The organism is Streptomyces sp. NPDC048255 (assembly GCF_040652415.1).
In the GTDB taxonomy this organism is placed as follows: Bacteria; Actinomycetota; Actinomycetes; order Streptomycetales; family Streptomycetaceae; genus Streptomyces.
On record NZ_JBEZMA010000064.1, the window covers coordinates 1 to 22,856 of the forward strand.

Consider the following 22,856-nt stretch of genomic DNA (forward strand, 5'->3'; position numbering starts at 1 on the left):
GGCCGGGGGGCTGAGCCCCGGCCGACGCGGACGTCGCGCCGGGGGACCACCGTCAGCGCCGGCACGCTGCTGCGCCCCGCCGGCCGTGCTGTGCCGCCGGCCCGGACTAGCGGGATCCCACGATGCGGCCGGTGACCTCGCCGAGGCCCACGCGGGTGCCGTCGGCGCCGGGGGCCCAGGCGGTGAGGGTGACGGTGTCGCCGTCCTCCAGGAAGGTGCGCTTGCCGTCGGCGAGTTCGATGGCGTCGCGGCCGTTCCAGGTGAGCTCCAGCAGGGAGCCGCGCTGGCCGGTCTCGGGGCCGCTGACGGTGCCAGAGCCGTAGACGTCGCCGGTGCGCAGGGACGCGCCGTTGACGGTCATGTGGGCCAGCTGCTGCGCGGCGGTCCAGTACATCGACGCGAACGGCGGCCGCGCCACCTCCTGCCCGTTGATGGAGACGGTGATGCGCAGGTCGAAGCCGCCGGGGCGCTCGCTGCCCGCGTCGTCGAGGTAGGGCAGGAGGGGGAAGTCCCGGGCGGGCGGGGCGACCCGGGCCGCGTCCAGGGCCTCCAGCGGGGTGACCCACGCCGAGACGGAGGTGGCGAAGGACTTGCCGAGGAAGGGGCCCAGCGGCACGTACTCCCAGGCCTGGATGTCGCGCGCCGACCAGTCGTTGAGGAGGAACAGGCCGAAGACGTGGTCCTCGAACTCGCCCAGCGCCACCGGGCTGCCCAGCTCGGACGGGGCGCCGACGACGAAGCCGACCTCGGCCTCGATGTCGAGCTTGACGGACGGGCCGAAGACGGGCGCCGGGTCGGTGGGGGCCTTGCGCTGTCCGGAGGGCCGTACGACGTCCGTGCCCGACACCACGATCGTTCCCGACCGGCCGTGGTAACCGATGGGCAGGTGCTTCCAGTTGGGCGTCAGGGCGTCCCCGTCCGGCCGGAAGATCTTCCCCACGTTGGTGGCGTGGTGCTCGCTCGCGTAGAAGTCCACGTAGTCGGCGACCTCGTACGGCAGGTGCAGCGCGACCTCGTCCAGCGGCAGCAGGTGCGGCTCCACCGACGGGCGGTGGCCGGGGTCGGTGACCCAGGCGGTCAGCGCGCGGCGCACGTCGCGCCAGGCGGTGCGCCCGGCGGCCAGCAGCGGGTTGAGGGAGGACTGCCCGAGCAGCCCGGCGTACGGGGAGCCGAGCGCGGCCGCGGCCGCCCCCGCGTCGAGGACGTGCCCGCCGATCCGCACACCGATCCGGCGCCGGGCCGGGTCCTGCGGGGTGGAGAAGACGCCGTACGGGAGGTTGTGCGGCCCGAACGGGTCGCCCTCGGGGACATCGAGGGGGCTCTGCTGGGGCATGGGGTACTGCCTCGCTTTCGACGCGGTCCGGGGGTGTCCCGGGAGCTGGCTGACACGTTACGTGGCTGGTGGTGCCTGCGGGAGGCGGGATTCAGGCGCAATTTGTAGGACTTGTCCAAGGGGGTCCGTATCCTTGCGCCGTGACTTCCGCCCTGCTTTCCGCCCTCCCCTATGCCTTGATCGCCACTGACCTGGACGGGACTCTGCTGCGCGCCGGAGACACCGTCTCCGCCCGCTCGTACGAGGCACTCGCGACCGCCCGCGCGGCCGGCGCACAGCACATCGTCGTCACCGGCCGCCCGGTGCCACAGGTCCGACACGTCCTCGACGGCCTCGGCTACACAGGGCTCGCGGTGTGCGGGCAGGGCGCGCAGGTGTACGACGCGGCGCGCGGCCGGCTGCTGCACTCCGTCTCCATGGACCGGGGCCTGGCCGAGGTGGCCCTCGGCAAGATCGAGGCCGAGATCGGCGAGGTCTACGCGGCCGTCAACCAGGAGGGGGTGGACGCGGAGATGCTGATAGGGCCTGGCTACCGGATGTGGCACCCGCACCTGCCGACGGTGCGAGTGCCCCGGCGCGGCGACCTGTGGTCGGCCCCCATCAACAAAGTGCTGCTCCAGCACCCGCAGCTGGACGACGACGAACTGACGCGGGTGGCCCGGTCGGTGGTCGGCGACCTGGTGAACGTCACCATGGCGGGCGAGCACACGGTCGAACTCCAGCCACCGGGCATCGACAAGGCCACTGGGCTCGCGCGGGCGGCGGAAGTCCTGGGCCTGGCCGCCTCGGCGACGATCGCGTTCGGTGACATGCCGAACGACGTCCCGATGTTCGCGTGGTCGGCCCACGGGGTGGCCATGGCCAACGCCCACCGCGAGCTGTTGGCCGTCGCGGACGAGCTGACGCTGTCCAACGAGGACGACGGGATCGCGGTGGTCCTGGAGCGGCTGTTCGGCTGACCGCTGGTTGGCAGGGGCTCCGCCCCCGCACCCCCCCGCCTCAAACGCCGGCGGGGCTGGGTTGTGCCCGGCGGACGGCATCAGCCGGATCCAGCCCCGCCGGCGTTCGAGGCGCGGGGGTCTGGGGGCGGAGCCCCCACCAGCGGCGCCCGCACCTCGCTCAGCCCGCGGAGCGGGGCAGGCGGCGTTCCCACGTGCGGTGGAAGACGACCTCGGCCCCCTCCCGGCAGACGACCTCGTTCGACGTCAGGAAGCCGCCCTCGTCGCACGAGATCTCCGACCGGGTCTCCACCCGCGCGTCCCAGCCCAGTTCGGGCCGGTGGAGCCGGATGCGCCACTCCGAGCGGGTCCGGGCGGACAGCGGGTCGGACTCCTGGATCTCGTAGACCTCCCGCGCGTCCTCGCTGTACTCCAGGCCGTCCGGGTACACCCGGGTGCCCCCGTAGCGGGGGTCGACCTCCAGCCGCCAGGTCCCGCGCGCCACGTCCCGTACGACAAGCCGCTCCGGGCGCGGCTCGTCCAGCGTCGCGGGGAAGACCACCCCCAGCGGCTCCGCCTGCTCCGGCGCCTCGAAGACGATGCCCTCGTCCGCCCGGGACGGGGTGCGGACCGGGAGGGTCAGCGTGCTGCCCTCCGGGTCCAGGGTCCAGCCCGCCTCGGAGCCCGCCCGGGGCCAGATCCAGGGCCAGTAGGCCGAGGACACCGCCAGCCGGATCCGGTGCCCGGGCGGAAAGGCGTGTCCGATGCCGTTCAGCTCGAAGGTGACGTCCTCGTACGCGCCCACGGGCCACGGCACGGCCTGCTCCCGGCCCCGGCGCGCGGAGAGGTTCAGCGCGCCCCGGGTGATCAGCGTGGAGGCGCCGTCCGGTGCCACGTCGCACAGCCGGGCCACGACCTGCCCGTACGGCACGTCGAGGCGCAGCCGCAGGGTCACCGACGGCCGGCCGAGGATCTCCACCGGCTCGCCCGCGCCCACCGGGAACTCGAAGCAGGCCGACTTCGCGTCCTCCTCCCGCTGGTCGGGCGGCAGGTCGGCCTCGTTGCCATAGGGGAAGAAGCGGCCCGCGTCCACCCCGGTGTGCTGCGGGGAGGCGACGAGCACCGGCGCGCCCTGGAGCCCGTACGGGACGGGGATCACGGACGCCGACGGCCAGGCCTTCTCGCCGACCCAGCGGCCCGGGAGCTCCTCGTACACGGTCGCGGGCGGGTGGGAGTCGCTGATCCAGGCGCGCAGCGGCGGCTCGCCCATCACGCCGTTGTCCACGCCCTTGAGCCAGTGGTCCCACCAGCGCAGGGTCTCCTGGAGGAAGCCGATCGCCGGGCCGGGCGGGAGCCCGCGGTCGGGGTACTGGTGCGACCAGGGGCCGATCAGGCCCCGTACGCGGTCGGCCGGCAGGTGCTCGACGAGCCGCAGGACGGTGTCCCGGTACGGGTCGTGCCAGCCGCCCACGGCCAGCACCGCCGCGCCGATGGCCGGGTAGTCCTCGCAGACGCTGCCGTGGCGCCAGTAGGCGTCGCGCGTCTGGTGGGAGAGCCAGGTGTGGATGAGCGGTTCCACGGACTCCAGCCGCGCCAGCCACTGCTCGCGCCAGCCGTCCCCGGCGAACGCGGGGTCCGGCGGGCGGGAGGCGAAGGCCAGCATGGTCGCCGCCCAGGCGTGCATGTCCACGGCCAGGACCGAGCCGCCCGTGTAGTGCACGTCGTTGTCGAAGCGGTCGTCCGTGGAGCAGACGGTGACGACGGCCTTGAGGGGCTCGGGGGCCAGCGCGGCGATCTGGAGGGAGTTGAAGCCGCCCCAGGAGATCCCGAACATGCCCACCGAGCCCGTGCACCAGGGCTGGGCCGCCAGCCACTCCACGACCGCGACCCCGTCGGCCAGTTCGCGGGCGTCGTACTCGTCGCCGGGCAGGCCGCCGCTGCACCCGTGGCCGCGTACGTCCACCCGTACCGAGGCGTAGCCGTGCCCCGCGTACCAGGGGTGGCGCTGCCAGTCGCGCGGCGCCGTCCAGTCCGTCAGGCGGTACGGCAGGTACTCCAGCAGGGCCGGAACGGGCTCGTCCGTCACCGGCCGCCAGATCCGGGCGTAGAGCTCCACGCCGTCGGCCATCGGGATGCGGACGTCCTCGCGGGTGGTCCCGTACGGGAAATCGGTGCGGATGATCATGGGGTTGAGTCGCCTCTCGCCTCAGTGGACGGGGTGCATGGTGCGCCGCAGCCACGGCGCCAGCGCGATCACGGCCAGGCCTGAGGCCACGGCGACGGCGCCGTTGACGCCGAAGTACACGGGGTCGGACACCTGGCCGTAGACCTTCACGACCTGCGCCTGGATGCCGTTGGCCAGGGCCAGTGAGAGGAACCACAGGGCCATGGTCTGGCTGCTGAAGGCCTTCGGGGCGAGCTTGCTGGTGGCCGACATGCCGGAGGTCTCCAGCAGGACGTCGCCGAGGCCGAGCAGCAGGTAGGAGCCGACGATCCACCAGGCGGCCATCCGGTAGTCGTGCCCGCCGTGTCCGGAGGTCGGGATGACCATCAGCAGGAAGGACAGACCGCCCAGGATCACCCCGAAGGCGATCTTGTTGGAGGCGTGCGGCTGGCGGTGGCCCATCCTGACCCACAGCGCGGCGACCACCGGGGCCAGCGCCACCTCGAAGGCGCCGAGCGCGGAGGCGTACCAGCCGGCCGGGAAGTGGAAGCCGAGGATCTCGGTGCGGGCACTGGTCGAGGCCAGCAGCATCATCGTCGAGTAGGCCTGGAAGAGGATGAAGTTGAAGACGACCGAGGCCAGGAAGAGCACCACGTACGGGCGCAGCCGGGTGCGCTCCGCGGGGGTCACCCGCGGGCTGCGGAACATGATCGCGAAGTAGACGGCCGGGGCGATCACCGAGACGAGGGTGAGCAGGTCGACGAAGCGGGCCATCGCCAGCCAGCCGGCGGCCGCCAGCAGGGTGGCGAGCGCGGCGAAGGCGAGGCAGCCGACGATGATCTTCGTCACTGCGGCGCGCATCGCGTCAGGGGCGAGGGCGAACTCTGCGGAGTGCTTGCGTCCGGCCAGATGGCGGCGGCCCAGGACGTACTGGACCAGGCCGGCGGTCATGCCGATCGCGGCGGCGGAGAAGCCCCAGTGCCAGCCCTGGTGTTCGCCGAGCCAGCCGGTGACCAGCGGTCCGGCGAAGGCGCCGGTGTTGATGGCCATGTAGTAGAGCGCGAAGCCGGCGTCGCGCCGGTCGTCGTCCGTCCGGTACAGCTTGCCGACCATGCTCGCCACGTTCGGCTTGAGCAGGCCGGTGCCCGCGCTGATCAGGCCGAGGCCCGCCCAGGTCATGGTGGCGGTGGGCACGGCCATGGCGTAGTGGCCGCAGGCGATCAGGATGCCGCCCCAGAGCACGGCCCGGTAGGAACCGAGGATCCGGTCGGCGAGCCATCCGCCGGCGACGGAGACGAGGTAGACCATGGTCCCGTAGGCCGCCGAGACGGAGGCCGCCGTGCCCGGGTCCATGCCCAGGCCGCCGTTCGCCACCGCGTCCGCGAAGTAGAGGACGAGGATGGCCTGCATGCCCAGGAACGAGAACCGCTCCCAGACCTCGAGTCCGGAGAGGGTGGCGAGGCCCCGGGGGTGGCCGAGGAAGGCGTGGTCGTCGCCGGGTGGCGGCTGGTCCGCCTCCGGGTCCGGGGGCTCCTCTACATCGGGCGCAGTTCTGGACAAAACGTATTCTCCGGTTGATTCGGCTCCTCAAGAACATACCGGTGCGCTTCGGGCGGTGTGCGGGTGACGGCCGGGCAGGCGCTCTCGGTGATCGAAAACAGACCCGATACGCTGGCTTGAGTGATGGCAGCGACACATCGACAATCCAGGTGATCGTCACCGTGATCGTCAGCAGACAGGAGTACCCCTCGTGACCGTCGTCGGGCCGTTCGGACTGAGCGTGCGGGACCAGGCTCTTGAGGCCGATGTGCAGGCCGGACTGGCCGCCGTCGAGGCGGGTCTGCTGGAGGCCACCAAGAGCGAAGTCCCCTTCATCACCGAGGCCGCACAGCACCTGGTGCGGGCCGGAGGCAAGAGGTTCCGCCCGCTGCTGGTGATGCTCGCTTCGCGGTTCGGTGATCCGTACGCGCCCGGAATCGTGCCGTCCGCCGTGGTGGTGGAGCTCACCCACCTGGCGACGCTCTACCACGACGACGTCATGGACGAGGCGGACGTGCGCCGCGGGGTGGCCAGCGCCAACACCCGCTGGGGCAACTCGGTGGCCGTCCTGACGGGTGACTTCCTGTTCGCCCGCGCCTCGCACATCCTGGCGGACCTCGGCCCCGAGGCCGTACGCATCCAGGCCGAGGCCTTCGAGCGGCTGGTGACGGGCCAGATCCTGGAGACGGCCGGCCCCCGCGACGGCCGCGACCCGGTCGCCCACTACCTCGACGTCATCGCCGGCAAGACCGGCTCGCTGATCGCCGTGTCCGGCCGCTTCGGCGCGCTCATGGCCGGCGCAGACGAGTCGGTCGTCGACATCCTCACCCAGTACGGCGAGCGGCTCGGCACCGCCTTCCAGCTCGCCGACGACGTCCTCGACATCGCCTCCGACACGCACGAGTCCGGCAAGACCCCGGGCACCGACCTGCGCGAGGGCATCCCCACCCTGCCCGTGCTGCGGCTGCGCGAGGCCGCGGCCCGCGACGGGCGGCAGGAGGACCTGGACCTCGTACGGCTCCTGGACGGCGACCTGACGGACGACGCCCGGCACGCCGAGGTGCTGACCCGGCTCCGGGCGCACCCGGCCCTGGAGCAGGCCCGCCGCGACACCATCCGGTACGCGGAGGACGCGCGGGCCACGCTCGCCCCGCTGCCGGAGGGCTTCGCCAAGTCGGCGCTGGAAGAGCTCTGCGACGCGGTGGTGCACCGCGCGGGCTGAGCGCGCCCCCAGAACAGCGGAACGGGCCCTTCCGCCCCGTCGACCCCTACGGGTCGGGGCAGAGGGGCCCCTTCCGTGTCATCCCACGGTCGTACGCGCAGTTGCTTCCGGGGACTGACGCCCCCGGGCCCCGGATTTGGTCAGATGGAGTCATCAAACCCCACCAGATCGGGTGAGCGCGGCGACACGGGGGTCGCCGCCGTCGACACAGAGGGCAGGGCACTGACATGGCAGCGAACACGAAGACTTCTCGCAAGGTCGCCCGGTACGCCGTACCGGTCGCGGTGGCAGGTGTGGCCGCGGCGACCGTCGCGATGGTCCCGGCCTTCGCCAACGCCGGCGGACCCGACCTTCCGAAGGTGACGGCGCAGCAGCTCATCGAGAAGGTGGCCGCCTCGGACGTGCAGGAGCTGTCCGGCACGGCCAAGCTCAGCACCGACCTGGGCCTGCCGAAGCTCGCCACCGGCCTGCTCGGCGGCGGTGGCGTCGCGGGCGGCTCGGCCGCTCCGGAGGACAAGGTCGCCCAGCTGGCGAGCGGTACGCACACCTTCCGCGTCGCCGCCGACGGCCCGGACCGCCAGAAGCTCACCTTCCTGGACGGCAAGGACGAGTACAGCCTCATCCACAACGGCGACGACGTGTGGGGGTACGACTCCAAGTCGAACGAGGTCTTCCACGAGAAGGCCGACCAGCCGGGCAAGGACGGCCGGGACGGCAAGGATGCAGCCAAGGAGCACAAGACGGGCGACCGCCTGGCCGCCTCGCCCCAGCAGCTCGCCGAGGACCTCCTGAAGGCCGCCGGCCCGACCACGGACGTCAGCGTCGGCGACACGGCGCAGGTGGCCGGCCGCGACGCCTACCAGCTGGTGCTCAAGCCCAAGCAGAGCGGCTCCACGATCTCCTCGGTGCAGATCGCGGTGGACGCCAAGAACGGCGTGCCGCTGCGCGTGCAGGTGCTCTCCACCCAGGGCGGCAAGCCGATCGTGGACGCGGGCTTCACCAAGGTGGACTTCGCCAAGCCGTCCGCCGACACCTTCAAGTTCACCGTGCCCAAGGGCGCCAAGGTCACCGAGGGTGCGGCCGAGTCCGCCCGCGGGGACAAGGAGTTCAAGGCGCTCGAATCCTTCCCGGGCCTGGAGGGCCTGATGGGCGGGGCGAACGGCAAGGGTGACGTGAAGGTCCTCGGTGAGGGCTGGGCGACGATCGCGCGGATCGACTCGGGGCCGGGCAAGGGCCTCAAGGACCTGGAGAACGACAAGAACGCGCCCAAGGAGGCCAAGCAGTTCCTCGACTCCCTCGGTGACAAGGTCTCCGGGAAGTTCGGCGAGGGCCGGGTCCTGTCCACCCGCGTGGTCAACGCGCTGATCACCGACGACGGCAAGGTCTACGTCGGTGCGGTCACCAAGGACGCCCTGGTGAAGGCGGCCGACGCCAACAAGTAGTCACCCGTAGGAAGACTGTCCGAAGGGGTGGGCCGGGAATGTGTCCCGGCCCACCCTTGCGTCGTTCCCCTCCTGCGTACAGCGCGCCCGCTGTACGGTGGAGGGCATGTCGAGACACGTCACCATCCGCCTGGACGAAGACTTCCACGAACGCCTGAAGGCGCGCGCGGCGGCGCTGGGCACGACGGTCACCGCGCTGATCACCGAGGTCACGGAGCGCGAACTCGACGAGGACCGGAAGAACTTCCTTTCCGGCATAGAGGAGTTCGCCGACCACTGGGGCTACTTCCAGGAGCGGTTCGGCAATTGAAGATCACCATGGAGTGGGCCTGGACCGCTCTGGCCCACCATCTTCCGTCCGATCCCGCCGTGTGGGACCCCTCGGGGGTCGCCGCCGCGGTCGCCCGGCACCAGAACGACCTCGTCCTGGTGCCCGAACAGCCCGCCCCGGACACCGCGTGGCGGGCCGCCGCGTTCCTGCACACCCTCGCGGTGTGCCCGGCGCTGGAATCCCCGATGAACGAGTTCTACGCGGCCGCGGCCACGCGCTCGTACCTGCGCGTGGCGGGGGCCGGACAACTGCCCTCGCCGGAGGTGCTCGGCGATCTCGTCGAAGCGGCGAAGCTGGGCCGCGCGGACGTCGCCGCGGTGGCCGAGGAACTGCGGGCCCGCATACAGGACCCGCAGCCCGCCTCGCCCGGCCGGAACCAGTCCTAGAAGGTGATCTTCCAGCTGTTGATGTAGCCGACGTCCTGCGCGGCCGTGTCCCTGGCCTGGAGCTTCCAGGTCCCGTTCGCGACCTCGCTGGAGGCGTTGACGGTGTAGCTCTGGACGAGGTTGTCGGCGCTGCCGCCGCTGCGGTTGTGCAGGTTGTAGACGCTGCCGTCGGGGGCGACGAGATCGACCACCAGGTCACCGCGGTAGGTGTGGACGATGTTCACGTCGACCTTGGTGGTGGCCGGGGCGTTCCCCGTGACACCGGAAACCGTGATCGGAGAGTTCACCGCGGCACCGGGGGAGTCCGGGATGTTCACGTCCGCCGTGTTCTCGAAGGACGGGCCCGGCGGGACCGGGGTGGCCGCTCCGAGGGTCCAGATCGCGTAGGCGACGGCGTCCGAGTTGCGGTCCAGGGCGGTGTCGTTGATGTTCGCCGTGTTGTCGCAGGAGGAGTGGTAGCAGCGGTCGAAGGCCTGACCGGCCGTGCCGCCCCACTTCTGGGCCTGCGCCGAGGACTTCGTGTTGCTGGCGCCGGTGAACAGGCCGCCGACCGGGATGCCCACGTTCTTGAACGAGGCGTGGTCGGAGCGGCCGTCGCCCTCGGTCTCGATCTCGGTGGGCACGCCGAGGCCCGCGTAGTAGTTCTTGAAGGTCTGCTCGATGGTCGGGTCGTCGTCGTAGACGAAGTAGCCCGGGTTCGGCGAGCCGATCATGTCGAAGTTCAGGTAGCCGGAGAACTTCGCGCGCTCCGCGGCCGGCAGGTTGTTGACGTAGTACTTCGAGCCGATCAGGCCCAGCTCCTCCGCGCCCCACCAGCCGAAGCGCAGGTGCTTGGTGGGCTGGAGGCCCGCCCGGGAGACCGCGAGGGCCGTCTCCAGCACCGCCGCGCTGCCCGAGCCGTTGTCGTTGATGCCCGCGCCGGAGCTCACCGAGTCCAGGTGCGCGCCCGCCATCAGGACCGAGTTGGGGTCGCCGCCCGGCCAGTCGGCTATCAGGTTGTAGCCGGTGGCGCCGCTGGAGGTGAAGGTCTGCAGGGTGGTGGTGAAGCCCGCCGCGTCCAGCTTGGCCTTCACGTAGTCGATCGAGGCCTTGTAACCTGCCCTGCCGTGGGCCCGGTTGCCGCCGTTGTTGGCGGCGATGGTGGAGAGCTGCGACAGGTGGGCCTTGACGTTGGCCAGCGGAATGTCGGGCGGGGTCGGCGCCGCGGTGACCGCCGTGGGGGCGGCGAGTGCGGCGGGAGTGGCGGCGGCGAACAGGCCGGCGACCGCGAACGCGGTCACGGCGGCAAGACGCCGGGAGACGGACAGGCTCATGGGGGGCTCCGGGATTCCGCGGGGATATGACGGAACGTGCGGTGATGGCGCGGGTGAGCGTTCGTGCGTCAGTGCGAGCCTGATGGTCAGCGAGGACATGACAATCCGTCAAGACCAAAATCCGGTCAGGACGGTTCGGAAAACGGACGATCCCCGGTACGTGTGGTCCGTACCGGGGATCGTGAGGGTGGAGCGTGTGCTGTTACGCCGGCTCGCGCGCCGGTGCCACGACCACCGCGGGCACCTCCGGCGCGGCCGCCAGCCGCGCCCGCGACCGGCGCGCCGTACGGAGCGCGTCCCAGGTCAGGACGGCGAGCGCGGCCCAGACCAGCGAGAAGCCGGCCCAGCGCTCGGGGGGCATGGCCTCGTGGAAGTACAGGACGCCGAGGCCGAACTGGAACACCGGCGCCATGTACTGGAGCAGCCCGAGCGTGGACAGCGGGACCCGGATCGCGGCCGCCCCGAAGAACACCAGCGGGACCGCGGTGACCAGACCGGTGGCGGCGAGCAGGGCGGAGTGCCCCAGCCCCTCCGTGGCGAAGGTGGAGCGGCCCTGCGTGCCCAGCCACAGCAGGTAGCCGAGGGCGGGCAGGAACAGCACGGCGGTCTCGGCGGTCAGCGACTCCAGCCCGCCCATGTCGAGCTTCTTCTTGATCAGCCCGTACGTGGCGAAGGAGAAGGCCAGGATCAGCGAGATCCACGGCGGGCGCCCGTAGCCGACGGCGAGCACCAGCACGGCCGCGAAGCTGATGCCTACGGCCGCCCACTGCGCGCGGCGCAGGCGTTCCCCGAGCACCAGCACGCCGATCGCGATGCTGACCAGCGGGTTGATGAAGTAGCCGAGGCTGGCCTCGACGACCTGGCCGTTGTTGACGGCCCAGATGTATAGGCCCCAGTTCACGGTGATCACGGAGGCGGCCAGGGTGGTCAGGGCGAGCTTGCGGGGCTGCCGGAGCAGCTCCCGTATCCAGCCCCAGCGGCGCAGCGCGAGCAGCGCCAGGCCGACCACGGCCAGTGACCACACCATGCGGTGGGCGAGGATCTCGATGGCTGCCGAGGGCTTGAGGAGCGGCCAGAAGAGGGGGACCAGCCCCCACATCCCGTAGGCGCCGAATCCGTAGAGCAGACCCGTGCGCTGATCGTTCTCCGCCTTCACGGGGCCTCCTGTACGCATTCCAGCCAACTTGACGAAGGTAGCGCCGTGCGGGGCGGATGTCATGCCCGTCAGGTGGAGATACTCATGACATCTTCCAGGGCTTGTGTGGCCGGCCTCCAGCGGATCCCGTAACCGGCCGGGCCGGGCCGGGGCTCGCGGCGCCGGGTACGCGTGAAGCCCGGATCCCGTGGGGGATCCGGGCTTCACGCACCGCTCTGTCCTGCCCGTCAGCCGACGACGGTCCAGGTGTCGTTCCCGTGGAGGAGGGCGGTGAGGTCGCCCTTGCCGTGGCGGTCGATCGCCGTGTCGAGCTGGTCGGCCATGAGGGTGTCGTAGACGGGCCGCTCGAAGCTGCGGAAGACCCCGATGGGGGTCTGGTGCAGGGTGTCGGGGTCGGCGAGGCGGGAGAGCGCGAAGGCGTTGGTGGGGCTGGCGACGCCCGCGTCGTGGACGAGGACGCGCGCCTCGTTCTCGGGGGTCACCGTGACGACTTCCAGGTCTCCGGTCGAGGGGTTGCGGACGACGCCCTTGGCGTTGTCGGCGCCGAAGCGGATGGGCTGCCCGTGTTCGAGGCGGATCACCGCTTCGAGGGCCTGGTCCTTGTCCTTGAGGGCCTCGAAGGCGCCGTCGTTGAAGATGTTGCAGTTCTGGTAGATCTCCACGAGGGCGGTGCCCTGGTGGTCGGCGGCCTGGCGCAGGACCTCGGTGAGGTGCTTGCGGTCGGAGTCGATCGTGCGGGCGACGAAGGAGGCCTCGGCACCGATGGCCAGGGACACCGGGTTGAAGGGGGCGTCCAGGGAACCCATCGGCGTGGACTTGGTGATCTTGCCGAGTTCCGAGGTGGGGGAGTACTGCCCCTTGGTCAGGCCGTAGATCCGGTTGTTGAACAGCAGGATCTTGAGGTTGACGTTGCGGCGCAGGGCGTGGATCAGGTGGTTCCCGCCGATGGACAGCGCGTCGCCGTCGCCGGTGACGACCCAGACGGACAGGTCGCGGCGGGAGGTGGCCAGGCCGGTGGCGATGGCCGGGGCACGGCCGTGGATGGAGTGCATCCCGTAGGTGTTCATGTAGTACGGGAAGCGGGAGGAGCAGCCGATCCCGGAGACGAAGACGATGTTCTCCTTCGCCAGCCCGAGCTCGGGCATGAAGCCCTGCACGGCGGCGAGGACGGCGTAGTCGCCGCAACCGGGGCACCAGCGGACTTCCTGGTCGGACTTGAAGTCCTTCATGGACTGCTTCGCCTCGGCCTTGGGGACCAGCGACAGCAGGTCCCGGTGGCCGGTGGGGGCGTCCGTCACCTCAGTCATTGATGGCCTCCTCGAGGACCTTGGCGAGCTGCTCGGCCTTGAACGGCATTCCGTTGACCTGGTTGTACGACTGGGCGTCGACCAGGTACTTCGCCCGGAGCAGGCCGGCGAGCTGCCCGAGGTTCATCTCCGGCACCACTACCTTGTCGTAACGCTTCAGGACCTCTGCGAGATTCCCGGGGAAGGGGTTGAGGTGGCGCAGGTGGGCCTGGGCGATGGGCCGGCCGGTGCCCCGCAGGCGGCGGACCGCGGCGGTGATGGGGCCGTAGGTGGAGCCCCAGCCGATGACCAGGGTGCGGGCCCCGTCCGGGTCGTCCACCACCAGGTCCGGCACCGCGATGTTGTCGATCTTGGCCTGGCGGGTGCGGACCATGAAGTCGTGGTTCGCGGGGTCGTAGGAGATGTTCCCGGTGCCGTCCTGCTTCTCGATGCCGCCGATGCGGTGCTCCAGGCCCGGGGTGCCCGGCACGGCCCAGGGGCGGGCCAGGGTCTCCGGATCGCGCTTGTAGGGCCAGAACGCCTCGCTGCCGTCGGCCAGCGTGTGGTTGGGGGCGGTGGCGAACTGGACCTTCAGGTCCGGCAGGTCGGTGACCTCGGGGATCCGCCACGGCTCGGAGCCGTTGGCGAGGTACCCGTCGGAGAGCAGGAACACCGGGGTCCGGTAGGTCAGCGCGATCCGGGCCGCCTCCAGCGCCGCGTCGAAGCAGTCCGCCGGGGTGCAGGGGGCGACGATCGGGACCGGGGCCTCGCCGTTGCGCCCGTACATGGCCTGGAGCAGGTCCGCCTGCTCCGTCTTGGTCGGCAGGCCGGTGGAGGGGCCGCCGCGCTGGATGTCCACGATCAGCAGCGGAAGCTCCAGCGACACCGCCAGACCGATGGTCTCCGACTTCAGGGCCACGCCCGGCCCCGAGGTGGTCGTCACGCCCAGTGCCCCGCCGAACGCCGCTCCCAGCGCCGCGCCGATCCCCGCGATCTCGTCCTCGGCCTGGAAGGTCCGTACGCCGAAATTCTTGTGCCGGGAGAGCTCGTGCAGGATGTCGGAGGCCGGGGTGATCGGGTACGAGCCCAGGTAGAGCGGCAGGTCAGCCTGCTGACCGGCCGCGATCAGGCCGTAGGCGAGTGCCAGGTTCCCCGAGATGTTGCGGTACGTGCCGGTGGGGAAGGCCTTGCTCGCGGGCGCGACCTCGTAGGAGACCGCGAAGTCCTCCGTCGTCTCCCCGAAGTTCCAGCCCGCCCGGAACGCGGCGACGTTCGCCTCCGCGATCTGCGGCTTCTTCGCGAACTTCTGCCGCAGGAAGGACTCCGTACCCTCCGTCGGCCGGTGGTACATCCACGACAGCAGACCCAGCGCGAACATGTTCTTGCTGCGCTCGGCCTCCTTGCGGGACAGCCCGAAGTCCTTCAGGGCCTCCACCGTCAGCGTGGTCAGCGGCACCGGGTGCAGGTTGTAGGCGTCGAGGGAGCCGTCTTCCAGCGGCGAGGTCTCGTACCCGACCTTGGCCATCGGACGCTTGGTGAACTCATCGGTATTGACGATGATCTCCGCGCCGCGCGGCACGTCCCCGATGTTCGCCTTCAGCGCCGCCGGATTCATCGCCACCAGCACGTTCGGGGCGTCGCCCGGAGTGAGGATGTCGTGGTCGGCGAAGTGCAGCTGGAACGAGGAGACGCCCGGCAGGGTCCCGGCGGGCGCCCGGATCTCGGCGGGGAAGTTCGGCAGCGTCGACAGGTCATTGCCGAAAGACGCCGTCTCCGACGTGAACCGGTCACCGGTGAGCTGCATACCGTCACCCGAGTCACCCGCGAAGCGGATGATCACACGGTCGAGACGGCGGACTTCCTTGCCGCTGGGATCCGTGGGGGTGCGCTGTCCACCGACAACCGCACCGCCGGCCCCATCGGCCTGCTCGGCTGGGCTACTGACCTGGCTGGTCACTGAACTGGACCTCCTTCGAGGCGTGGTTCCCCAAGACCCACCCTACGTCCGTAGCGATCAGGTCCAAGAGGGCGACCACATTCTGGACCGTCGGACCGCCCATTGAGACGATCCGACCGGTATGCCATGTGCCATGTCTGACAGAGTGTCAGTCGATCAAGATTTCAGGTAAGTGAGAACGGCCAGAACACGCCGGTGATCCCCGTCACTGGGCGAGAGGCCGAGCTTCATGAAGATGTTGCTGACGTGCTTCTCCACCGCCCCGTCGCTCACCACCAGCGCCTTCGCCACGGCGGAATTCGTACGCCCTTCGGCCATCAGCCCCAGTACCTCGCGCTCGCGCGGGGTCAGACCCGCCAGCACGTCCTGCTTCCGGCTGCGGCCGAGCAGCTGGGCGACGACCTCGGGGTCCAGCGCGGTACCGCCCCGGGCCACGCGGACCACGGCGTCCAGGAATTCCCGCACGTCGGCGACCCGGTCCTTGAGCAGATACCCCACCCCGGTGCTCGAACCGGCCAGGAGTTCGGTGGCGTACTGCTCCTCCACGTACTGCGAAAGGACCAGCACCCCTATCCCGGGATGCTCCCGCCGCAGCCGTACGGCGGCCCGTACGCCCTCGTCGGTGTGCGTCGGCGGCATCCGCACGTCGGCCACCACCACGTCCGGCAGCGCGTCCTCGGCCGCCAGCTCCGCCACCGTCTTGATCAGGGCTTCCGCGTCCCCGACGCCGGCGACGACGTCATGCCCCCGGTCGGTCAGCAACCGGGTCAGGCCCTCACGCAGCAGCACTGAATCCTCGGCGATGACCACCCGCACCCTGTCTTCCACGACTCAGCAGCTCCCGCGTCCACTCGTTCCCGCACTCCGTTACCCAGCCAAGCATCCCAGCCTCAAGGCCGGATCCAGGCAGAGCTGGAACAACGAGTGGGCGTGCGGCGGGAGTTTTCAGCCCCGGGCCGGGCGGGGCGCGGCTGGGCGGGTGCCGCGCAGGGCCCGGGCGCCGCGGGGCCGGGGCTGCGCCTGGCCCTGGCCCTGGCCCTGACCCTGACCCTGGGCCGGGGCGAGGCCGCGCCTGGCCCTCACCCTGGGCCGCGGCGGGCGGGGCCAGTCCAGTCCGGGCCAGGCCAATCCGGTCCTACGGTCGCCAGGGGAGCTCGGCGGTGACGGTGGTCGGGCCACCGGCCGGGGAATCCACGACCAGCACCCCGTCGACGGCGTCCAGCCGCTCGGTCAGCCCCGCCAGCCCCGTCCCGGCCCCGGCACCGCCGCCCGCGCCCGCCCCGCCCCGGCCGTCGTCGGCCACCTGGATCAGCAGCCGCTCCCCGGACTTCCACACGTCCACCGAGGCCGACCGGGCCGAGGCGTGCTTGCTGACGTTCTGCAACAGCTCAGAGACGGTGAAGTACGCGATCCCCTCGATCGAGGCCGCGGGGCGGGACGGCAGGTCCACGGCCACCCGTACCGGCACGGCGCACCGCGAGGCCACCGAGGACAGGGCGGCGTCCAGGCCGCGGTCGGTCAGCACCGCCGGGTGGATCCCGCGGGCCAGGTCGCGCAGCTCCTGGAGGGCGATCTTCACCTCACCGTGGGCCTCGTCCACCATCCGGGCCGCGACCCGCGGGTCCTCGGCCAGCTTCTCCCTCGCCAGGCCCAGGTCCATGGCGAGGGCCGCCAGCCGGGCCTGCGCCCCGTCGTGCAGGTCCCGCTCGATGCGCCGCAGGTCGGCGGCGGCCGTGTCCACGACCACCCCCCGGTCGGACTCCAGCTCGCTGACGCGGCTGTCCAGGCGGGACGGACCGAGCAGCCCGCCGACCAGCAGCCGGTCCACGGCGGTCAGGGCCCGCAGCACCCACGGGGTGGCGAGGGTGAAGGCCAGCCCGACCAGGAAGGTCAGGGCGATCTCGACGGGCGAGTCGAGGAAGTAGGAGTAGTCGCCGTTCTGGAAGAGCTGCAGACCGGGCTGGTCGGTGAAGGCGGGGAAGACCCAGAACCAGGCCGGGTACAGCACGAGGGACCAGCCCGTCGCCCAGAACGTCAGCGCCACGCAGAAGCCGAACACCGCCCACGGGAAGTGGATCACGGAGTACAGGACGTGCCGCCAGGCGCTCCCGCTCTTGAGCAGCGCCCCCATGGCGGCCAGGGCCCCGCCCTTGCGGGCCCGGACCGGCGCGGGATCGGCGATGCGGGTGCCGAGCAGGGCCCGCACCCGGGCCCGCTCCAGGTGCCCGAACCCCCGGCACATGGCGAGCACGCCCGCCAGCACCGGGATCCCGAGGAAGGTGACGAGCAGACCGGCGCCGAGGCTCACGCCGGTGACTGCGAGCGAGAAGTACAGCGTGCTGAGTGGCAGCCCGACCAGCAGATATCCGAGCTCCCGCCACGTCCGCCCGGCGATGGGCGCACGCAGCACCGCCCCGAATCCCGAACCCGCGCCCACACCGTCGTCCATGGCCCCGACCCGCCCTTCCCGTCTTCTCTCCACCCCTCCACCCTGCCGCCCCCCACCCGCCCGAACCATGCAGCGAGTGGGCCTCTCGACCGGGGGGTTAACCCCACCCACCCCAGCCCCGCCGAGCCACCCGCCCCAGCCCCGCCGAGCCCAATTCCAGCCCCGCCGGCGTTTGACCATCCCAGCCCCGCCGGCGTTTGAGGCGCGGGGTCCGGGGCGGAGCCCCGGGAGGCCGAGCCGCACCCGGACGCACGAGCGGGACCCCCGCCCACCTGGACGAAGGCCCCGCTCAGCCACACCGAACCCGCCCCGCAGGGCAAGGCCGCCCCGCAGGGCAAAGCCACCCAGCCCAGCTACCCGCGGCCGCGCCACGGCAGCTCCGCCGTCACCACCGTCCCCTCCCCCTCCGGGGAGTCCAGGACGAACACCCCGTCCACCGCCCCCAGCCGCTCCGCGAGCCCGGCCATCCCCGTCCCGCCGGACAGCCGCGCGCCACCCCGGCCGTCGTCCGAGACCCGGATCAGCAGTCGCGCCCCCGACCGCCACACCTCGACGCTCGCGCCCCGCGCCCGCGCGTGCTTGCTCACGTTCTGCAGCAGCTCCGACACCACGAAGTACGCGATCCCCTCGATCGCCTCCGCGGGCCGGGCCGGAAGATCCACCGACACCTTCACCGGCACGACGCACCGCGAAGCCACCGACGACAGCGCCGCGTCCAGGCCGCGGTCCGTCAGCACCGCGGGGTGGATGCCCCGCGCGAGGTCCCGTAGCTCCTGGAGGGCCAGCTTCACTTCCCCGTGCGCCTCGTCGACCATCGCCGCCGCGCCCTCCGGGTCCTCCAGCAGCTTCTCCTTCGCCAGGCCCAGACCCATGGCCAGCGCCACCAGCCGGGCCTGCGCCCCGTCGTGCAGGTCCCGCTCGATGCGCCGCAGGTCGGCGGCCGCGGTGTCGACCACCACGCCCCGGTCGGACTCCAGCTCGGCGATCCGCCGCTCCAGCTCGTCCGAGGGCGACAGCAGGGCCCGTACCATCGCGCGGTCCACGCTGGTCAGGCCGCGCGCCACGTACGGCAGGACGGGCCACAGCACGAAGAGCCCGGTCAGCGCGATACTGAAGGTCAGGACGCCCCACGGCAGCCGGATCAGGTCGTACAGCACGTTCCGCCAGCCGACGGGGTCCTTGATGCTGGTCCACAGCCAGGGGAAGAACCCTCCGGACCGCCGTGGACCGGGAATCGGGGTCGGCTCGTCCACCCGTACGCCCAGCAGCGCCCGGGCCCGCGCCCGCTCCAGCCGTCCCAGCTGCCGAGACCCGAAAAGACCGCAAGCGAGCAGCGGAAGACCGATTGCGGTCACCGACAGACCGCCCGCGGTGGAAACCATGACAACCGCGTACACGAATCCGACGATCGCCATCGGCAGGTTGGTCAGCAGATGGGCGATCTCCTTCCAGGTCGCGGCGCTGAAGGCGGCGCGCACCGGGGGAGGTCGGTCCTCGTCGGGGATGTCATGGCTCGTGGTCATGCGCCACAGCCTGTCAACTGCGACGCGCGGATGCCATGGGGTGGCCGGGGTGCTGTGAACGGGGGATAACCCCACCCCGTGTGAGGCAGGCCCTAGACTCCCGTGCGTAACAGATCGTCGACAGTGGCCAAGGAGCGAGGAACGGACGTGTCCGACCCAACGGTATCGACCGTAACCGTGCTCGCGGCCGACTATTTCCGGAGCTATTCGGTCGTCGGCCTGCTGGCCGTTCTCGGTGTGCTCTTCGTGGCGGTGGCCTTCGGCGCCGGCCGGCTGCTGCGCCCCGTGGTGCCGACCCCCGAGAAGCTGCTGACGTACGAATGCGGCGTGGACCCGGTGGGCGAGGGCTGGGCGCACACCCAGGTCCGCTACTACGTCTACGCCTTCCTCTACGTCATCTTCGCCGTCGACTCGATCTTCCTGTTCCCGTGGGCGACGGTGTTCGCCGCCGCCGGTTACGGCGCCACGACGCTGGTGGAGATGTTCATCTTCCTGGGCTTCCTGGCCGTCGGCCTGCTCTATGCGTACAAGAAGGGCGTCCTCGAATGGACGTGACACCGGAGCCCGTGATGCTCCCGGAGCCCAAGCGTCTGGGAGTGCTCTCCCGCCTCGCCCCGGAACCGATGAAGGTGGTCCTGAACTGGGGCCGCCGGTACAGCCTGTGGGTCTTCAACTTCGGACTCGCCTGCTGCGCGATCGAGTTCATCGCCGCGTCGATGGCCCGCCACGACTTCATCCGCCTCGGCGTCATCCCCTTCGCGCCGGGGCCGCGCCAGGCCGACCTGATGATCGTTTCGGGCACGGTCACGGACAAGATGGCCCCCGCCGTGAAGCGGCTCTACGAGCAGATGCCGGAGCCGAAGTACGTCATCTCCTTCGGCGCCTGCTCCAACTGCGGCGGCCCCTACTGGGACTCGTACTCGGTGACGAAGGGCGTCGACCAGATCATCCCGGTCGACGTCTACGTACCCGGCTGCCCGCCCCGGCCGGAAGCGCTCCTCCAGGGCATCCTCAAGCTCCAGGAGAAGATCGCCCGAGAGTCGCTCGCGGACCGCTACGCGACGGATCCGTCCGTGTCCCAGCTGACCAGCGGCCTGGTCACGCCTCCGCCGGCCCCCGGGAGCGGTGCGTGAACCTCTACGACTCCCTGCCCGACGCGGCGCCGACGGTATTCGGCGAAGAGGCCGTCGGCTCGTACGCGTACGACGTCCTGACGGTGGACGTGCCCGTCGGCTCCTGGATCTCCGCCCTGGAGATCGCCCGGGACAAGCTCGGCTGCACCTACTTCGACTGGCTGAGCGCCGTGGACGAGCCGGGCACCGGCTTCCGGATCTGCGCGCACGTCGTCTCGCTGGAGAACCACCGCGTCCGCCGGCTGCTGCTCCGTACGACCGTCCCGCACGCGGCCCCCTCCCTGCCGTCCGCGGTCGCGGTCTACGCGGGGGCCGAATGGCACGAGCGCGAGACGTACGAGATGTTCGGGGTCGTCTTCACCGACCACCCGCACCTCGTCCACCTCCTCCTTCCGGAGAACTTCGAGGGACACCCGCTGCGCAAGGACTTCGTCCTGGCCGCGCGCGTCGCCAAGGCCTGGCCGGGTGCCAAGGAGCCGGGCGAGGCCCACGACCCGGACGCGCCCAAGCGCCGCCAGATGCTTCCGCCGGGCGTACCGGACCCCAACGACTGGGGCCCGATGAAGGGCCAGCTGCCGCCGGCCCCGGCCCGCCCGGCCCGCACCCCGCGCGCGGCCGGTGCCGCCGGTGCCGCGCGCGAGGGCGCCCCGGCCCGCCGCCCCCGCCCGGCGGCGACGGAGGGCACGCCGACCCCGGACACCGAGGCCCCGGCCCGCCCGGTGCGCCGTACCCGCTCGGTGTCGGAGGGCTCGGCCGGTCAGGCCGTCCCGGAGGCCGCGGCGAGCCCGGAGGCCGAAGCCCCGGCCCGCCCGGTGCGCCGTACCCGGACCGCGGGCGAAGGTTCCACGAGCCAGACCCCGGCGGCGGAGCCGCAGGCCCCGGCCCGCCCCGCCCCGCGCAGCTCCGACGCGCCCTGGCACGACCCGAAGCCGGCCTTCGACGAGCCGCAGACGAAGCCCGCACCCGCGGCCGAGCCGGAGCCCGCACCCGTGGCTAAGCCCGAGCCCGCACCCGGGGCGGAGCCCGCGCCCGAGGCCAAGCCGACGGCGAAGCCGGAGCCCGAGCCCGCGCCGGAGGCGACCACGGCCGAGTCCGAGACCACCCGCGACAACGGAGGCGACGCGTGAACGAGGTCCTCGACGTCGCCCTGCGGCTGCTCATCGTCTTCGCTGTCTTCCTCGTGCTCCCGCTCGTCGTCGGGCAGACCGAGCACAAGGTGATGGCCCACATGCAGGGCCGCCTCGGCCCCATGTACGCCGGCGGCTTCCACGGCTGGGCCCAGCTCGTCGCCGACGGCGTGAAGTTCGCGCAGAAGGAAGACATCGTCCCGGCCAACGCCGACCGGCGGATCTTCCAGCTCGCGCCCGCCGTCGCCCTGCTCCCGTACCTCCTCGTCCTCGTCGCCGTCCCCATCGGCCCCGGCGAGGGCGCGGTCGGGCAGGTCATCGACGCCGGGCTGTTCTTCGTACTCGCCGTCATGGGCGTCGGAGTACTCGGCTCGCTGATGGCCGGCTGGGCCTCCGCCAACAAGTTCTCGCTGCTCGGCGGCCTGCGCACCGCCGCCCAGCTGCTCGCCTACGAGCTCCCCATGCTCCTCGCCGCGGCCTCCGTGGCCATGGCCGCCGGGACGGTCTCCCTCCCCGGCATCGTCGAGGCCTACCAGTGGTGGTGGCTGCCCTGGCAGATCGTCGGCGCGCTCGTCTTCTTCACCGCGGGCCTCGCCGAACTCCAGCGGCCCCCCTTCGACATGCCCGTCGCCGACTCCGAGATCATCTTCGGCGCGTACACCGAGTACACGGGCCTGCGCTTCGCGCTGTTCCTCCTCGCCGAGTACGCGGGCATCGTCGTCCTCTGCGCCCTCACCACCGTCCTGTTCCTCGGCGGCTGGCACGGGCCCCTCGGAGCCGACGGCCTCGGCTGGGTCTGGACCCTGCTCAAGACCGCGGTCCTCGCCTTCGTGGTGATCTGGCTCCGCGTGAGCTACCCGCGCCTGCGCGAGGACCAGCTCCAGAAGCTCGCCTGGACCGTACTCATCCCGCTCGCGCTCGCCCAGATCGCGCTCACCGGCATCGTGAAGGTGGCGATCAACTGATGCCCATCCCCGGATCCGGCCTCGCCAAGGGCCTGGCGGTCACGCTGCGCACGATGACGAAGCGCTCGCACACCGCCCAGTACCCCGAGGTCCAGCCCGAACTCCCGCCCCGCTCCCGCGGGGTCATCGGCCTGTTCGAGGAGAACTGCACGGTCTGCATGCTGTGCGCCCGCGAGTGCCCCGACTGGTGCATCTACATCGACTCCCACAAGGAGACGGTCCCCGCGTCCACCCCCGGTGGCCGCGAGCGCAGCCGCAACGTCCTCGACCGGTTCGCCATCGACTTCTCCCTCTGCATGTACTGCGGGATCTGCATCGAGGTGTGCCCCTTCGACGCCCTCTTCTGGTCGCCGGAGTTCGAGTACGCGGAGACCGACATCCACGACCTGACGCACGAGCGCGACAAGCTCCGCGAGTGGATGTGGACCGTCCCGGCGCCGCCCGCCCTGGACCCCGCCGCCGAGGAACCCAAGGAAGTCGCCGCCGCCCGCAAGGCAGTGGAGAAGGCCGAAGCCGCCGCTGCCGCGGCAGCCGCAGCCGCGGCCGAGACCACCGCGACCCCGGAGGCAGACGCGTGACCCCCGCCGCCACC

General features: G+C 71.6%; 20 protein-coding genes. 10 read left to right on the plus strand and 10 right to left on the minus strand.

Annotated elements, in window-relative coordinates; translation table 11 throughout:
- Window positions 1-106: 106 nt before the first annotated feature.
- The gene (fahA, locus tag AB0D94_RS32065) at window positions 107-1,333 is read right to left on the minus strand and encodes a fumarylacetoacetase (protein ID WP_362059259.1); all 1,227 of its coding nucleotides are present in this window, start codon (window positions 1,331-1,333) and stop codon (window positions 107-109) included.
- A 152-nt stretch (window positions 1,334-1,485) separates the two neighbouring features.
- Between fahA and AB0D94_RS32070 the strand changes: the two genes are divergently transcribed.
- Window positions 1,486-2,292, plus strand: coding sequence for an HAD family hydrolase (locus AB0D94_RS32070; protein ID WP_362059345.1), 807 nt, complete (start codon window positions 1,486-1,488; stop codon window positions 2,290-2,292).
- Window positions 2,293-2,452: 160 nt separating this feature from the next.
- Here the strand turns inward: AB0D94_RS32070 and AB0D94_RS32075 are convergent, their stop codons facing one another.
- Both AB0D94_RS32075 and AB0D94_RS32080 read right to left on the minus strand, forming a co-directional pair.
- Window positions 2,453-4,456 (minus strand): CocE/NonD family hydrolase, encoded by a 2,004-nt coding sequence (locus tag AB0D94_RS32075; protein WP_362059262.1) that lies wholly within the window; start codon window positions 4,454-4,456, stop codon window positions 2,453-2,455.
- A gap of 21 nt (window positions 4,457-4,477) precedes the next feature.
- Window positions 4,478-5,995 (minus strand): peptide MFS transporter, encoded by a 1,518-nt coding sequence (locus AB0D94_RS32080; RefSeq protein ID WP_362059265.1) that lies wholly within the window; start codon window positions 5,993-5,995, stop codon window positions 4,478-4,480.
- A gap of 190 nt (window positions 5,996-6,185) precedes the next feature.
- Between AB0D94_RS32080 and AB0D94_RS32085 the strand changes: the two genes are divergently transcribed.
- The 4 genes from AB0D94_RS32085 to AB0D94_RS32100 all read left to right on the plus strand — a co-directional run bounded on the left by AB0D94_RS32085 (window position 6,186) and on the right by AB0D94_RS32100 (window position 9,355).
- A complete protein-coding gene (locus AB0D94_RS32085) occupies window positions 6,186-7,196 on the plus strand; it encodes a polyprenyl synthetase family protein (protein WP_362059268.1) in 1,011 nt (336 codons plus the stop codon).
- A gap of 227 nt (window positions 7,197-7,423) precedes the next feature.
- A complete protein-coding gene (locus AB0D94_RS32090; protein WP_362059271.1) occupies window positions 7,424-8,638 on the plus strand; it encodes a DUF2092 domain-containing protein in 1,215 nt (404 codons plus the stop codon).
- 106 nt (window positions 8,639-8,744) lie between these two features.
- Window positions 8,745-8,948, plus strand: a complete 204-nt coding sequence (locus tag AB0D94_RS32095) for a hypothetical protein (RefSeq protein WP_326588561.1) — start codon at window positions 8,745-8,747, stop codon at window positions 8,946-8,948.
- Window positions 8,945-9,355, plus strand: a complete 411-nt coding sequence (locus AB0D94_RS32100; protein WP_362059272.1) for a hypothetical protein — start codon at window positions 8,945-8,947, stop codon at window positions 9,353-9,355. Before AB0D94_RS32095 ends, AB0D94_RS32100 begins: the two co-directional genes overlap by 4 nt.
- Here AB0D94_RS32100 and AB0D94_RS32105 read toward each other — a convergent pair.
- From AB0D94_RS32105 to AB0D94_RS32135, 7 genes are all read right to left on the minus strand, one after another.
- Window positions 9,352-10,668 carry a M28 family metallopeptidase gene (locus AB0D94_RS32105; protein ID WP_362059274.1) on the minus strand — a complete coding sequence of 439 codons (1,317 nt, stop codon included), beginning with the start codon at window positions 10,666-10,668 and terminating at the stop codon, window positions 9,352-9,354. The two genes, AB0D94_RS32100 and AB0D94_RS32105, sit on opposite strands and share 4 nt — an antisense overlap.
- A gap of 202 nt (window positions 10,669-10,870) precedes the next feature.
- Entirely contained in the window at window positions 10,871-11,824 is a 954-nt protein-coding gene (gene rarD, locus AB0D94_RS32110) for an EamA family transporter RarD (protein WP_362059277.1), read from the minus strand.
- Window positions 11,825-12,051: 227 nt separating this feature from the next.
- Window positions 12,052-13,131, minus strand: coding sequence for a 2-oxoacid:ferredoxin oxidoreductase subunit beta (locus AB0D94_RS32115; RefSeq protein ID WP_362059280.1), 1,080 nt, complete (start codon window positions 13,129-13,131; stop codon window positions 12,052-12,054).
- The gene (locus AB0D94_RS32120) at window positions 13,124-15,067 is read right to left on the minus strand and encodes a 2-oxoacid:acceptor oxidoreductase subunit alpha (RefSeq protein WP_362059283.1); all 1,944 of its coding nucleotides are present in this window, start codon (window positions 15,065-15,067) and stop codon (window positions 13,124-13,126) included. Before AB0D94_RS32120 ends, AB0D94_RS32115 begins: the two co-directional genes overlap by 8 nt.
- A 156-nt stretch (window positions 15,068-15,223) precedes the next feature.
- Window positions 15,224-15,883 carry a response regulator transcription factor gene (locus AB0D94_RS32125; protein WP_323181818.1) on the minus strand — a complete coding sequence of 220 codons (660 nt, stop codon included), beginning with the start codon at window positions 15,881-15,883 and terminating at the stop codon, window positions 15,224-15,226.
- Between the two features lie 319 nt (window positions 15,884-16,202).
- Window positions 16,203-17,516: a sensor domain-containing protein gene (locus AB0D94_RS32130; RefSeq protein WP_362059286.1), complete on the minus strand. Its 1,314-nt coding sequence runs from the start codon at window positions 17,514-17,516 to the stop codon at window positions 16,203-16,205.
- Between the two features lie 353 nt (window positions 17,517-17,869).
- Window positions 17,870-19,039, minus strand: coding sequence for a sensor domain-containing protein (locus AB0D94_RS32135; RefSeq protein WP_362059289.1), 1,170 nt, complete (start codon window positions 19,037-19,039; stop codon window positions 17,870-17,872).
- 147 nt (window positions 19,040-19,186) lie between these two features.
- On the opposite strand from AB0D94_RS32135, the gene AB0D94_RS32140 reads away from it, so the two are divergent.
- From AB0D94_RS32140 to AB0D94_RS32160, 5 genes are read left to right on the plus strand one after another with little or no spacing between them, the layout of a single operon-like run.
- Window positions 19,187-19,594 carry an NADH-quinone oxidoreductase subunit A gene (locus AB0D94_RS32140; protein WP_031145989.1) on the plus strand — a complete coding sequence of 136 codons (408 nt, stop codon included), beginning with the start codon at window positions 19,187-19,189 and terminating at the stop codon, window positions 19,592-19,594.
- A complete protein-coding gene (locus AB0D94_RS32145; RefSeq protein ID WP_266934913.1) occupies window positions 19,585-20,172 on the plus strand; it encodes an NADH-quinone oxidoreductase subunit B in 588 nt (195 codons plus the stop codon). Before AB0D94_RS32140 ends, AB0D94_RS32145 begins: the two co-directional genes overlap by 10 nt.
- Complete coding sequence (locus AB0D94_RS32150; protein WP_362059294.1) at window positions 20,169-21,299, plus strand: NADH-quinone oxidoreductase subunit C; 1,131 nt, start codon at window positions 20,169-20,171, stop codon at window positions 21,297-21,299. Before AB0D94_RS32145 ends, AB0D94_RS32150 begins: the two co-directional genes overlap by 4 nt.
- On the plus strand, window positions 21,296-22,264 hold the full coding sequence (locus tag AB0D94_RS32155) for a complex I subunit 1 family protein (RefSeq protein ID WP_362059297.1): 969 nt from the start codon (window positions 21,296-21,298) through the stop codon (window positions 22,262-22,264). Before AB0D94_RS32150 ends, AB0D94_RS32155 begins: the two co-directional genes overlap by 4 nt.
- Window positions 22,261-22,842 carry an NADH-quinone oxidoreductase subunit I gene (locus AB0D94_RS32160; RefSeq protein ID WP_362059350.1) on the plus strand — a complete coding sequence of 194 codons (582 nt, stop codon included), beginning with the start codon at window positions 22,261-22,263 and terminating at the stop codon, window positions 22,840-22,842. The genes AB0D94_RS32155 and AB0D94_RS32160 overlap by 4 nt, the downstream gene beginning before the upstream one ends.
- Window positions 22,843-22,856: the final 14 nt, after the last annotated feature.

What these genes read in the sequence shown, in the direction of transcription:
- fahA (WP_362059259.1), bottom strand. Translation starts at nt 1,333, where the DNA reads ATGCCCCAGCAGAGCCCCCTCGATGTCCCCGAGGGCGACCCGTTCGGG.
- AB0D94_RS32075 (WP_362059262.1), bottom strand. Translation starts at nt 4,456, where the DNA reads ATGATCATCCGCACCGATTTCCCGTACGGGACCACCCGCGAGGACGTC.
- AB0D94_RS32090 (WP_362059271.1), top strand. Translation starts at nt 7,424, where the DNA reads ATGGCAGCGAACACGAAGACTTCTCGCAAGGTCGCCCGGTACGCCGTA.
- AB0D94_RS32095 (WP_326588561.1), top strand. Translation starts at nt 8,745, where the DNA reads ATGTCGAGACACGTCACCATCCGCCTGGACGAAGACTTCCACGAACGC.
- AB0D94_RS32105 (WP_362059274.1), bottom strand. Translation starts at nt 10,668, where the DNA reads ATGAGCCTGTCCGTCTCCCGGCGTCTTGCCGCCGTGACCGCGTTCGCG.
- AB0D94_RS32115 (WP_362059280.1), bottom strand. Translation starts at nt 13,131, where the DNA reads ATGACTGAGGTGACGGACGCCCCCACCGGCCACCGGGACCTGCTGTCG.
- AB0D94_RS32130 (WP_362059286.1), bottom strand. Translation starts at nt 17,516, where the DNA reads ATGGACGACGGTGTGGGCGCGGGTTCGGGATTCGGGGCGGTGCTGCGT.
- AB0D94_RS32135 (WP_362059289.1), bottom strand. Translation starts at nt 19,039, where the DNA reads ATGACCACGAGCCATGACATCCCCGACGAGGACCGACCTCCCCCGGTG.
- AB0D94_RS32145 (WP_266934913.1), top strand. Translation starts at nt 19,585, where the DNA reads ATGGACGTGACACCGGAGCCCGTGATGCTCCCGGAGCCCAAGCGTCTG.